The sequence below is a fragment of the Streptomyces sp. SS1-1 genome (genome assembly GCF_008973465.1).
GTDB lineage: Bacteria > Actinomycetota > Actinomycetes > Streptomycetales > Streptomycetaceae > Streptomyces.
Genome location: NZ_WBXN01000002.1, coordinates 37,179 through 49,440, shown reverse-complemented (window position 1 = coordinate 49,440; position 12,262 = coordinate 37,179). Strand labels below are relative to the sequence as shown.

13 protein-coding genes are annotated in these 12,262 nt (G+C 68.5%); 5 read left to right on the top strand and 8 right to left on the bottom strand.

The genetic code is table 11. The features are described from left to right. Nucleotides 1–371 precede the first annotated feature (371 nt). Entirely contained in the window at nucleotides 372–965 is a 594-nt protein-coding gene (locus tag F8R89_RS37300) for a helicase associated domain-containing protein (RefSeq protein WP_225994283.1), read from the top strand. Between the two features lie 79 nt (nucleotides 966–1,044). Here F8R89_RS37300 and F8R89_RS01235 read toward each other — a convergent pair whose 3' ends face one another. From F8R89_RS01235 to F8R89_RS01225, 4 genes are all read right to left on the bottom strand, one after another. After that, nucleotides 1,045–1,227 carry a hypothetical protein gene (locus tag F8R89_RS01235; protein WP_151782188.1) on the bottom strand — a complete coding sequence of 61 codons (183 nt, stop codon included), beginning with the start codon at nucleotides 1,225–1,227 and terminating at the stop codon, nucleotides 1,045–1,047. A gap of 241 nt (nucleotides 1,228–1,468) precedes the next feature. Next, entirely contained in the window at nucleotides 1,469–1,771 is a 303-nt protein-coding gene (locus F8R89_RS01230; protein WP_151782187.1) for a hypothetical protein, read from the bottom strand. Nucleotides 1,772–1,868: 97 nt separating this feature from the next. After that, nucleotides 1,869–2,000 (bottom strand): hypothetical protein, encoded by a 132-nt coding sequence (locus tag F8R89_RS37045; protein WP_264158874.1) that lies wholly within the window; start codon nucleotides 1,998–2,000, stop codon nucleotides 1,869–1,871. Between the two features lie 171 nt (nucleotides 2,001–2,171). Further along, a complete protein-coding gene (locus F8R89_RS01225; protein WP_151782186.1) occupies nucleotides 2,172–2,483 on the bottom strand; it encodes a hypothetical protein in 312 nt (103 codons plus the stop codon). Between the two features lie 1,331 nt (nucleotides 2,484–3,814). On the opposite strand from F8R89_RS01225, the gene F8R89_RS36075 reads away from it, so the two are divergent. The 3 genes from F8R89_RS36075 (at nucleotide 3,815) to F8R89_RS01215 (ending at nucleotide 5,461) form a co-directional block, all read left to right on the top strand. Beyond that, nucleotides 3,815–3,952 carry a hypothetical protein gene (locus F8R89_RS36075; protein ID WP_192805992.1) on the top strand — a complete coding sequence of 46 codons (138 nt, stop codon included), beginning with the start codon at nucleotides 3,815–3,817 and terminating at the stop codon, nucleotides 3,950–3,952. Between the two features lie 316 nt (nucleotides 3,953–4,268). Continuing rightward, entirely contained in the window at nucleotides 4,269–4,613 is a 345-nt protein-coding gene (locus tag F8R89_RS01220) for a helix-turn-helix domain-containing protein (RefSeq protein WP_151782185.1), read from the top strand. Beyond that, nucleotides 4,610–5,461, top strand: coding sequence for a hypothetical protein (locus tag F8R89_RS01215; RefSeq protein ID WP_151782184.1), 852 nt, complete (start codon nucleotides 4,610–4,612; stop codon nucleotides 5,459–5,461). Before F8R89_RS01220 ends, F8R89_RS01215 begins: the two co-directional genes overlap by 4 nt. Nucleotides 5,462–5,561: 100 nt before the next feature. Here F8R89_RS01215 and F8R89_RS01210 read toward each other — a convergent pair whose 3' ends face one another. From F8R89_RS01210 to F8R89_RS36510, 4 genes are all read right to left on the bottom strand, one after another. Beyond that, nucleotides 5,562–6,986, bottom strand: a complete 1,425-nt coding sequence (locus tag F8R89_RS01210; RefSeq protein ID WP_151781999.1) for a hypothetical protein — start codon at nucleotides 6,984–6,986, stop codon at nucleotides 5,562–5,564. A gap of 305 nt (nucleotides 6,987–7,291) precedes the next feature. Further along, nucleotides 7,292–7,615: a helix-turn-helix domain-containing protein gene (locus F8R89_RS01205; RefSeq protein WP_151782000.1), complete on the bottom strand. Its 324-nt coding sequence runs from the start codon at nucleotides 7,613–7,615 to the stop codon at nucleotides 7,292–7,294. Continuing rightward, nucleotides 7,615–8,610, bottom strand: a complete 996-nt coding sequence (locus F8R89_RS01200; protein WP_225994249.1) for a tyrosine-type recombinase/integrase — start codon at nucleotides 8,608–8,610, stop codon at nucleotides 7,615–7,617. The genes F8R89_RS01205 and F8R89_RS01200 overlap by 1 nt, the downstream gene beginning before the upstream one ends. A gap of 282 nt (nucleotides 8,611–8,892) precedes the next feature. Next, nucleotides 8,893–10,677 carry a hypothetical protein gene (locus F8R89_RS36510; protein ID WP_225994281.1) on the bottom strand — a complete coding sequence of 595 codons (1,785 nt, stop codon included), beginning with the start codon at nucleotides 10,675–10,677 and terminating at the stop codon, nucleotides 8,893–8,895. Nucleotides 10,678–11,502: 825 nt separating this feature from the next. Between F8R89_RS36510 and F8R89_RS01180 the strand changes: the two genes are divergently transcribed. Continuing rightward, nucleotides 11,503–12,195 (top strand): restriction endonuclease, encoded by a 693-nt coding sequence (locus F8R89_RS01180; protein WP_151782182.1) that lies wholly within the window; start codon nucleotides 11,503–11,505, stop codon nucleotides 12,193–12,195. The last annotated feature ends 67 nt before the right edge of the window (nucleotides 12,196–12,262 follow it).

Here is a 12,262-nt window from a genome sequence, read left to right as displayed (position 1 = left end):
TCACGTATGTCACGCCGGAGGACTGGCCGGGCGTGGGCTCGCATCCGTGGGGGGTGTTCGTCGCTGATCAGCGGAAGTACTACGCGGCGGGGTTCTGGAGGCGTCGAGGGTGGCGGAGCTGGAGGCTCTGGCATGGTCTGGTCCGTGCATGCATCCGCGTGGAGGCCGGCCTGGAGGTGGCCCGCTCCTACGCCGACACGCATGGGCACTTCCTGCGCCGGCGTCCGCGGTGTGGGGCGGGGACGGTTTCCCCATCGGGGTGTGGGCCAAAACCAGCGTGCAGCGGCAAGAAGGCGCGTGAGAACGCCGTACGGCGCGCGAACGGGGAAACGGGGGTGTCCAGTGCGGTGAGCTTTCCCCGGCGCGGATGGATGCGCTGGACGAGATCGATCCTGGGTGGTGCCCGGCGTGGGAGATCGGGTGGCAGAGGTGTTACCGGCTCACCTCGCCCACGTGAAGGCTGGCGGGGCTCTCCCGGCCGGCACGGGAGAGGTCGTCGTCCAGGGCGAAGACCTGGGGACCTGGATCGCAGGGCACGCGCGCCGGGTGGATCGGCTGGTTCCGGCCCAGCAGTGGCTCCTGGAATCCCTCGGGATCGACTCCGAGCAGGGCGGGAGCTCCGGCCGGTGCGGCGGTCCCAGGACGAGATCTGGGAGCAGAACATGGCCGCAGCCCGCCAGTTCCACGCCCGCGAAGGCCACCTACGCGTCCCCCGCCAGCACCGCGAGGAAATCGACGGCAAGCAGCTCGGGCTGGGATCGTTCATCGCCAACGCACGCCGCCGCGCAGCCAAACTCAGCCCTCAACGCAAGGCCGCGCTGGACGCCCTCGGCATGCGCTGTGAAAGGCGGTCGAGCACGGGCCAAGATGTCACGTGTTGGCTACCACGGGCGGTGGAGTTGTGTGCGTTCTGCGGCGAGCTGGTTGATGAGGTCGGCCGTCGTTGGGGGGCAGGGGCCGGCTGAGACGGGCGAGACGTCGCGGTGGAGGCGTAGCGCGGCGCTGTCCCCGTCAGCGGCGAGAAGAGCTGACCACAGGGGGGTGTCAGGGGCGGTGTTCGCTCTCCACGAGCGACAGCAGTTCCACCTTGTCCTCGTGGTCGAGGCGACCCAGCTGGTGCAAGCCGGTCTTCTGCTGGATTTCCGACCAGGTGGTGGTGCGTTGCTCGCGGGCCGCCTTCTTCAACGCACCGCGGACGGCCGGAGCGAGTTTCTGCGCCTTCTCCACGCGGGCCTGGAGGACGGAGCGTTCTTTGGCCTCTGCCTTCTCGGCTGCGCGCCTTTCTGCTCTCTCGGCCCATTCGCGTTCTGCAGTTGCGCGCCGCTCTGCCCTCTCACGGTCCTCGGCTTCGCGCCTGGCGGCCTCTCCTGCTCCCGGGCCGCTCGCTCCTGCTCCTGAACACGCCGGGCTCGGGCCTCGACGGCAGCGACGATCTCCCTTTCCTCTGCCGAGGCGTCGGGGTCCTTCATCAGCTCAGCGGCCTGCCTGTACAACTCAGGGCCGGCCGTTCCTGAAGCCGTTCCACGACAGCCCGCCGACGCCGTGCGCGCTCCTCCAGCCAGCGCTCACCGCGGCCCAGGGCGATGCGCAGCCTTGCCGCTTCGTGCGGTTCCTGGTCGGCCTCCAGGAGCCGCCGGATGGTCTCCACTGCGGGCAGGACTCCCCTTGGATGGTCACGCAGGGCGATGTCGAGACGAAGGAGCGCCCGCCGGACGGAATCGGCCTGCCGCGCCACGGACGCGGTGTGGGCGGTGGAGGGGGCTACGGTCACGATCGCCCGCCCCGCCGGAGCGGTCACCTGCTGTACAGCGGGGGCCGGCGCGTGGATGGCGGCGGGCTTGGTCGTGTGGAGCACAGGTTCTCGGGGGTCAGGACGGCGTCGACCAGGCTGCCCCAGGTGGTGCCTCGCCGGGGAGCTCGGTGCCGAATTGCATGTGGCGGCCGCCCTCGGGACGGTCGTCGAAGCGGATCCGGTGGACGTAGCCGCGCTGGGCAAGCACGCCCGGGCCATGCGTACGCCGGGCCCCAGAATGGTCTCCCACGCCTCGTTGTTCCAGGCGACGGGTCGGTTTCGGTCGAGGTGGACCAGGAGTGACCGTCCGTCCTCCAAGCGGATCACCACAGCGGACCCGCGCGGCTCGGGGTAGGTGAACTCGGCAGCGATGCCGAGCTCACGCAGCCAGGACGCCAAAGTGGGCCTTGGCGAAGAGATGGTCGGCGCTGTCCTTACCGCGCTCCTTGCGGCCGCACTGATGGCCTTCCCCGCCGCTTCCGTAGTGGGCGAAGTGGCAGATCTTGTCGGTGCACCGCCTGGTCATGAGCTGACGGCCACACCCGCCCTCGAACATGGTGCCGCACCAGATGGTGACGTCTTCGTGCTCACGCCGGAAAGCATCCAGTTCCTCAGGGGTCTCAGGACACAGAGCTGGCTCGTCAGAGTCCGGGCTGCCGAAGACCGCGGTACGGATGAGGCGCCTGTCCATCCTGCTCCTGTTGCTCCAGGTGAGTGACTTCTCATCATTGTGCTCCCGGGCACTGACAACAGGGCCGCGACGCACAGCAACGCACCACTGTCAGGAGAACGCAGTCGGCCCCTATGGGACGGCGGCGTTGGACGATGCGGCCCCCGAGGGGCCCCGGGGGATGTCATGGCTGATCCCCCGGGGGCCTGCGGCATCTATATGCCCTGCCAGGACGCGAGCGGATTCCCTCGCTGACCGGTGACTCGATCGGCCTCCTCACCCTGATCCTGATCACCGCGTGTCATGGGCTCGGTGCGGGTCCGGGTGCCGCTGGTCGCGCGGCTAGGCCGGTACTCGTGTAGCGGCCCGCACCAGCCTGCCTCGGATAGGGCGCGTCGTGTCAATGTTCCTGCTCCGCTGCGGGCTTGCGCCGCTAACACCTGACTCGATCACAGTGCGTGCCAAGGATTCTCCTGCTTTGGCACTGTCCAACCGCTGCTTGAACGCACCAGTGGGTGAAGCCTCCGTCTCTGGCCCGCCTTGTCTTTGTGGAGTTCCGACGTGACCGCGCCCCTCATCCCTGACAGCCTCAGCCCCACCGCGCTCGCAGGCCTGGCAGTACTCCCCGTGTGGGTCGTGCTTGCCCTCGCGCTGCCTCGAGTGCTCACTGCGGTGAGCCAGAGCGTGAGCGAGGCCCTCGCGGCTTTCTCCCGCTTTCGTACGGAGTCGATGCGGCGCCGGCACGAAGACCGTCTTCTCAGTCAAGTCACCGGGGCGGCAGAAGGCTTGGGCCACCTCGAACGCGTACGCAAGGCCACCCCACCCCCCACCGACGCACCGGCCGTCGAGACGGCGGCGCGGACGGATCCGCCGCCCGGATCACCTCCATGACCGCAGCCGGTCCTGGGCGCCTGGGCGGACAGGCGGACAGTGGCTGCGCGTCGCGTTTGTAGGTCCGTATGGCCGGAGCAGGGGCCTGGCTCGTGGTGGAGGCCCGTCGCCATCCGACAGCTGGCGACGCTCTTGTCGCGTGGGAACAGCGGGAACAAGCCGATGATCTTCTCGGCCCTTTGTTTACGTTCGGTCCAGGGCATGTGGAGCGCAGAGCGGCTCGTGTTGTTGCGCCTTTTGATCGTTTTCGCGCGAGAGCGGGTCCTGGTGACGTGTGCTCAGGAGCCTGATCTGGCTGGTGAGTTCGTTCTCACTGCTGATCTGCGCGCGTAGAGGAGAGGTGCGGTATGTGTCTCGGAATTGACGCCTGTGGATGCCGCTACGATGGTTCCCACTCCTTCCCATCGAGGGGCCCGGCCGACTCCGCGCGGGTCGACCGAACCCGGGAAAGGAGGACGACCATGTCGGTCGAAAGCTCGCCCCCCGCGGGCGAGAAGGAGCCCGGCAAGAAGCGTTACCGCCGGCGGCTTACCCGACTGGCGCTGAAGGCGGCCATTGCGGCTGCAGTTCGCGCGCTGTTCGAGTGGCTCTGGCCGTAACGAAAACGGTCCCGGCTGCGCCAACAGCCGAGACCGCTTCTGGTCGGACAAGGTGCCGTGTGCTCGAACCGTGGCAGGGGAGGGCACGCGGCATCTTGGTTTTCTGCAACAGATGAGTACCCCCGGCCAGGGGGCGCATCCGAGCTTTTGGTTCCATGTGCAGGGTTGCACATGGCTCCCAGCATGGGGAGTCAGCGCTCTCATGCCAACCATCTTTTGCATCTCAACAGTACCCAACTGAGGCTCCCGCCTACAATCAGGCTGCGGTATTACGCCTCACGCAGAGCCGCCTCACAAGGCAGCATGGTGAGCCTCCATGCACTTAAGCAGTTCCACGATTGGTCAGGATGCCATGGCACGGGGTGTCACAGGCTTCGACGGCGCGGCCCTGAAGTCCGCCCGTTTAGAGGCTAAATGCGAGGAGCACGGCCATACGCTGACCGCTGCCTGCCTGGCACGCAGCGTCGGCACGTCCAAGGCACTGATTCTCAGCTACGAGAACGGCCGCAGCAGTCCCTCCCCGGTGCGCCTTGCGCAGCTCGCCGCCTCTGTAAAAGTGCCGGCCACCGCTCTGCTGACCAGCGACATCCAGCTCTGCGACCTGCGGGTGGCGCGCGGGCTGACCATGAGCGAGGTTGCGTCCAGGCTTGGGTCGCAGTGAACACCTATCGCCGGATCGAGCTCGACGGAGCCCTGCCCAAACGGCGTGCCGGGATCATCTGGGACCTGGCGGGGGTCTTCCACGTGGATCACACCAGGCTCCACAGCGCTTTCAGGCGCATCCCCGCAGTCGAGACACGTCTGAGGCTCGCCACCTCTCTGCTGAGTGACGTGGTGGCGCAGGCGCTCAAGCCGGGGGCCTTCGCACCGGTCGAGGACACAACGGCCGAAGCGCACGGCCTGGCCATCCTGTTCCGGTCCAGGCCGACGGTCGTGAGCCGACTGCTGAACATCCATCTGTCGGACCTTCGCCAGATCGCTTCCCAACGGGCCCAAGTCCAGGCACGACTGGACTTCTCAACAGCCAGCCACCGGTTCAACCAGCACTACGAGCGGGAGTTGCACAACCTGCAGGGCGAGATGGACAGGATCCAGCGGCAGGGGCCTGAACTCCTGGAGCAGTACCTGACTAACCCCATGTCCCAGCAGTGCTGGCAGACCCTCGTGCAGCTCTACACCGCAGGACCGATGGGGATGGAGCCTCAGCAGTTGGAGGCCTCGACCGTCGCCTCGCTTGAGAAGATCTTCGACTACTACCTCATCGAGAGAACGCTGAGCAGCGTCACTCTCTCCGCAGGCGGCGTCCTCTTCTTCGTCGACACGCTGCCCTACTACCGGGCCATCTATCCCATCCAAGGGGCTATCCGCCCCGACATGCAGCACTACGGCTGGCTTCCCTCATCCTTTCCGCGGGCTTCGATGCTCCGCCGGCACCTGCGTACCGCGCACGTCCTGGGACACGACCCGTACTTCTTCTGGAACGACAGCCGCCTGACCAACCGCCGCTGAGCGACCACAGACACACGACACGGACCTCCGCGTTCAAGCTCTGCTACCCGATGCCGTCCGGTGGTGGCAGGAGCGGCCCCGGGCGCAAGACCGGTCGGCGTTACGGGTGGGAATGACCCGGTTGCGGGCGCTGGAGGTCGGGGTGGCTGATGGTGCTGGCGTAGCGGTGGGCGGTGCGGGTGCTGATGCCGAACAGGTCCCCGAGTCGTTTGGCGTCGCCTTCGGTGGCGAGGGCTTCGTGGAGCAGGCGGTCGTTGCGCAGGGAGCGGCAGGTCAGGTGGGGGCCGAGGTGCAGGTTGATCCATCGGTGGCCGACGTGCGTGGTGGTGTTGGCGCTGCGGAAGTGTACGAACAGGTGCGGGTTGGCGGTGTCGGGCCAGTGCCGGCGGCGATGCTCGAGGTAGGAGGCCAGGCGATCGCGGACCGGGTCGGCGAGGGTGATCGTGCGGCCGTCGACGTCGAGGCGGGCGCCGTGCAGGTGGGTGAGCTGGAGGTGTTGCAGCTGGTGTGCGGACAGAGCGTGGAAGGCGATCAGGGCGCACAGCAGGGCCTGGGCAGGGTCGGTTGAGGTGAGGGCGTGGCGGACGTGGTCCACGCGCAGCGGCATCGGGATGGTGGGGTCCGGGTGAGCGGTCTTGATCTTGCTGGCGGGGTTGGTGAAGACGCGGCGGTGGGCTTTGAGGACACGGAAGAGCGAGCGCAGACCCTGGCCCATCTGAGTGCGTGCGGCACCGGCTGCGGGGAGCACGGCACGGACGTCGGCGGGGGTGATCTCACGCAGGGACGTCTTTCCCTGGGCGGCCCACTGGGTGAGGGCGGGCAGGGCCCAGCGCAGGTGGAGTCGGGTGGTGGTCTCGGAGCGGGGCCGGCGCCGCGGCATGGTGGCGTGGCCGTCTCGCATGACGGCGTACCAGGCCCACACCTCACCGGCCATCGCGGCGGGCAGGTGGGTGATGCGTGAGGCGGCCCAGGCGGTGAGGGTGGGAACACGGTCGTCGTCGGCCAGGAGGCCGGCCGCCTCGAGGACGTCCGTGACGTGCGCGTGGGGCAGGTTCGCCTCCGTCAGAACCGCGAGGTCGTCGGCGGTGACGGCCGCGCCGGGAGCGGTGAGGAAGCCGAGAATGATGGTGACGCCGGTCCTCACGCGCCAGGTCAGATCCCGGCTCCACCCGTGGCGGGCGGCCCGCTCGATGGTGAACCGGTCCACCCAGGCGGCCAGGTGAGGGTCGGCGCGCTCGGCCAGGCCCCGGAAGCCGCCGCGGCGGCTGAGGGTGCGGGCGGCGGTGAAGAGCAACAACTGGCGGTACGCCGGCGGCGGTGCCGGGAGGGGGCGAGAGGGAGCGGGCGCGGTCATCGCAGCGCCGCGGTGGCGGCTGGAGAACAGATCAGCGATGAACAGCTGCTGCCCACTGCGCGCGACCTCGCTGTAGGGGGTGCGCGCGTGCGGGCTGCGGATCAAGGCGGTCTGCTTGCGGCACAGCCGGCACACCCCGTCGGCGTCCAGGACCGCCGTATGCGCGCACACCGCGCAGGGGCCGATACGGGTGTATTTGCGGCACCAGGAAGCGCAGCCCTTGCACCGCCAGCCCAGATTCCGTGTCGCACCCCAGGCCAGGCAGCCGGTACACGAATCCGGCGGCGGGATCGCGCCCGGGTGGCAGCGCATGCACAGCCCCGCAGCCCAGAACAGACGGGACGACCCGCAGCGCAGACACGGCGGCGCCGCCACCGGCCCGCCCGGCCAGCACGTGAAACAGAACTCCACCCGCGCCATCGCCGGCGGCCGCACCCCACACACCCCGCACCTCGCCCTGGCACGCGCCGGACCTTTCACAGCGGCGGCACCAGACGCGTCCGGGAGAGCCCTGCGGCCGCGGGCAGAAAAGGCGGCGCGGCCGGCTGGTGGCCGGCCGCAGGAGCGAAGTGAGGCGGCGGGGCGGGTTCCTCCGGCACCAGCAGATCCGACGGCCGGCAGGCCAGCACCGCGCAGAAGACATCCAGATCCTCAAGGCGGACCGTCAGGGGCCTGCCCGACCACAGATGGGACATCTTGCCCGCGCTGACCCTCAGCCCCTGGCCGGCCAGCCGGCGGCGCATCTCCGCGGCCGTGACAATCCCCCGCTCGACAGCCCGCGCCCTCAGCTCCCAGCGCATCAGCCGCCCACCCCCAGACGAGAAGCCACCCGCGCGTTCGCCCGCACCCACGCCTGCTCGATGTGCTCGCTGCGCACATGGACGTAGCGGGTCGTCGTCACCAGCCACTCATGCCCGAGCAACTCCTGGATCGCCTTGAGATCCACCCCCCGCTCATACAGCGACGACGCACAGAAATGGCGCAGCGTGTGCGGGGTCAACCGGCCCGCCCACGCGGGCAGATGATGCAGCACAGCCCCCGCCAGTGCCGCACGCAGACTCGACGCCGCCACCCGGGACGGCCGGCCGTCCGGCCGGCGCCGCTCACTCGGAAACAACGGGGCACCCGCCGCACCCAGATCGTCACCGAACCGCGGACGCAGCTCCGTCAGCCACCACTGCAGCAGCACATCCACCCCATCGATACCCGGCACCAGCCGAGCCCGGGGCCCCCGCCCCATGCTGCCCTTGCCGAACCGCACATGCAGCTTCCCGAACCCGCCCAACTCCGGCCGCCAGTCCGCCACATCCAGCATCACCGACTCATTGATCCGCAGGCCCGCCCGCCGCCACAACGACGCCACCACATAATTACGGGCCGCCGGCAGATACTTCCGCGCACCCGCCACCTGCCCCCGCCAGCCGTCGAACAAGCCCGCCACCTCCGCCACCGACGGCGGAACCCGGACCATCCCGTAATCGGTGTGCCGGGGCCGGTTGAACTCATCAACCGGCTGCACCACCACCCACCCCGTACGGGCATACACCTCCTGCTGACAGCGGGCCAGCACAAAGCCGTAGAACCGGGCGACCGTGTTGGCCCGGTCATACACCGTCGCCCGCGCCAACCCCCGCACCCCACGCAAATACACCAGCCAGCCATCCACCACCGCCGGCCGCACCGTCCACAAGCCTGCGCCCACAAAGGCAGCGAACTCCATGAGGACCTGACGGTCCTCCGCCAGCGACCGATCCGAAACCCCCGCCCCCGCCCCCGCGAGGACGAACCGGTCCACCAACTCCCCATCCAACCCACCCGGGCCCGACCGCCCACCGGTCCCTGGCCCGGACGACTGCACCACCCGCAACACCACACCCACCCCCCGACCTCGCCACACCCCCTCCGGGATACCCCGCACCCATCAGGAATCCCGACGCCCACCGACCAAACCAACCGACCGAGCGAACCCAAAACTCCCAGACCAACACACCAACCAGCCACCACACCACCACCCACCAACCCAGCACCTTTCGCACAGAGGGCGGGTAGATGTAGGACATGCCCTGCGCCGTACGGCTCAGACAGCCGGGCTCAGGCCCGCTGTGGTCATCGTCATCTCGGGGCGGGAGGCAGCTCTGAGTCGCATCCGTTCCTTGACCACGTCCTCGCCCTGGAAGGCATCCCAGTAAGAGTGAGTAGCGACAGTTGCGGACAGTTCGAAGCACTCCCGGCGCAGCCGGGCGACGGCGGCCTTCTGCTCGTTGGTCCATCCTGGGCTGGGATCCCGGCCTTCGGTGGCCTCTTTGGTATGAGGGTGTTCGATACCGGGCCAGCCATCTAGGGGTTCCACCGACCAGGGCAGGGTTCGCAGCAGCGCTGACAGCTCCGCGGTGGCCTGGTTCAGGCGGGTCCGGGCGGCGAGCAGGTCGCTGGGAAAGCGCGTCTCAGCCATGGCCGAAACAATGGGTGTGTTCGAATCTGGTTCGTCTTTCGGCGTGCCTGTGCTGGGCGCGTCCTGAGGGGCTTGTCGGTTCTCTGCAGTGGGGGTGCTGACCAGCTGTGACGGCAGCCGCGCAGCCGGGGTTGGACAGGTACCCGGCTCTGCGCCCAAGGGCGGGATGGGCTGTGCCGCCTGGTCACGTCGGAAAGCCCCGGTCTCGCCCTCCGCGGGTTGCGGCTGGCGAAGGACCAGCGGTACACGATGCGGCGCGAGCTCCGCCGCGGCTGGGTGCACGGAAGACTGGGGCCTGTCGACAGTGATGGAGAGCTGCGCGAGACCGCGTCGGGGCAACGGTGCGCTTGGCGTCCACTTTTCCTCTCCGAATCGGCAGGACAGCTCCGCCTCCTCATCCGAGAAGTGGATCGCGTCGCCAGGTTCGACGACTCCCTCCACAGGCGGCTCTTCGATCGGCCGGTACCCGGACCACGTGGTCCGGTCCCGGGCAGGCACCCACATGTATGCCCCAGCCCGCGGGCTGCGTTGTGAGGGGATGAAGAGCGGCACCACGGCTCCGGTGGCCGCGCCGATCAGCGTCTGGCCGACGGTGACACCCCGGGTGTTTCCGGCTGCCCCGGTCCAGCCCGTACCTTCGTCGTCCAGCCGCCGGGGGGTGTCCCACTGCAGGTGCACCCGGCCGCAGCCAGTCTTCGCCAGCCCGTCGGGGCACGGACGTTCGGCCGCCGCTGTACAGGCCCACTCGACGAGAACGCGGTATCCGCCCATCAGCGGAAGATCGATGGCATTGCTGATCTGCCGCCACGTCGCCGGCCGGGTCAGCATCCAGTTCGCTCGGTCGACGAGATGGAACTTGTCGTTGTCAGTGATCCAGTTGGCGGTGAGCCCGGCGCTGGCGTGTGCTCGGGACCGGCGCAGGACCGTCCCGGAGCTGGCGTTGTAGTACTGCGCCTCGCATCCCAGATTCAGCCCTCCATCACCGATGACGGTCACGTCCGGCCGGGACGTTCGGAACTTGGTCGCCTTCTCCACGTCGTACCGGATGCCGGCCGCGTCACAGGTCCGGGCCACGAACTCCTTCATGGCCTTGTGCCGGTCGCTTTCCTCCGGCGTCATCTCGTGGGACGTGGGCAGGTGCGCCGCCCGTAAGCGCACCAGGCCATCGGGTCCGCGATGCTTCCGGACGTACATGAAACGGCTCTGCACGCCGTTCTGCTCTGCCTTGCACACGCGACCCGCCTGGCTTTCGACGCACTGCAGCAGGAACCGGTCGCGTTCGGCAATCGGGCGAAGTAGCGCGTCGATCAAATCGGGCACGAGGTGTCTGCTGTCGCGGGGGAGACCGAGGTCGTCCTTGTCGAGTGCGAGGACTTGCTGGAGTTCCTCGTGCCAGACGCCGTTCGCCAACGTGCACCGCCTTCGCTTGGGAGGACTTCCCCTCGAAGGTAGAACCGGGCACTGACAATCCAACAGATGCCGGGTGATCATAAGTAATTCCGGCAATCACGTTTATTCCCGATCAAGGGTGGGCTGGGTGTCGGCTACTACGGTCGCTGACCGAGTTCCTGTCACGCCGGCGACGTCCTGTCCCTGGCCGTTGCATGCCGGGGTCGAGCGCCTGCACCGGGGCTATCCGAGCCAGGTGATGGTCAGAACCGACAGGCGGTGCAAGTGCCGGTTCACCCAGTACGTGAGCGCGAGCTGGCCGACGGAGGCGTGCCGGACGTCCTCGCCCTCAGGGTCGTCGGCGTTCTGGCCGAAAGCCCCAGCATTGGCTAGACACCCTCCAGCTTCGCCAGGCCCCCCTCGCGAGCTGCGCGCAGGTATGAGCTGGCCTGTTCCCACCTGGATTGATCACCCCACGCAGTGGTGAGCTGACCCGTTGTCAGTGCTGGCTGCAACTATGGGCCGGCCGTTGCGGGGATTCATCACGAGGGGGAGGCATCCGTTGCCTTGGGTACGGGATTACGTGCGCTCTGACGGGACGCCGGTTCGCGGTCATTCGCGATGGGCTCCGGGCGCAAGGCGGGAGATGACGGTCTTAGCCGTCATCGCGTTAGCGGTCGTGGGGATGGGCGGCGGCGGTGGGGGTGCGAGCGGAGGGGGGTCGACTCCGCGTCCGCAGTCCACGGTTCGCTATCCGGTCAAGTTCGAGAGCACGAACACGGTGAAGCAGCGGCCGCAGCCTACGGTCTCGTACCCGATCCCGTGGGAGCGCTCGGACGGTGCCCGGTGACGCCGCGGCGGTCCCCTGCGCGTCGACCACGCCGGCGCAGCAGGAAGCAGGCAGAGGCGGACCTGTTCGGCGTTCTGGCGGCTGCCGCGGTCGCGATCGGGCTGTTCATAGTGGTGGTCGATTGGCTTGTGACCCACTGGTGGGTCCTCGTCATCGCCGCGTTCCTCGCCTCCCTGGCAGGCTTCGCATGGGGGCACCAGCGTCAGCAGCGGGCGCGTTGGGATGCCGCGCGAGCGCAGAGTCTGCGGTACGGGCTTGCGCAGCTGGACGGGCTGCACCACTCACGGTTCGAGGACGCCGTGCGGGACCTGATGTACCGCGATGGATGCCGCAATGCCGTCCGTGTCGGCGGTGGCGGGGACCTGGGCGCGGACGTGAAGGCAACCGACCCTTACGGCCGCCGCTGGGTCATCCAGTGCAAGCACCGCCGCAACGGAGCCCGAGGATCGGCAGTGGGAACCCCTGATCTGCAAGTGCTCAACGGCACAGCGCGTCAGGTGCACGGCGCGGACGTCGCGGTCATCGTCACGAACGGACGAGTGACGGCGCCCGCCGTGGCTTTCGCGAGGCAGCAGCGGCTGCACATAGTGGACCGCGAGACGCTCGCTACGTGGGCAGCCGGCTCGCGTCCGCTGTGGGAGCTCCTGAGGGCAGTCCCACCCCCGCGCCGACCCACATCACTGAGCTGAAAGCAAACCTCGCCCGCTATGGGCAGCCGTGAAGGCCCGTAGTTAAGCGGAACCCGGCAAATTTGCC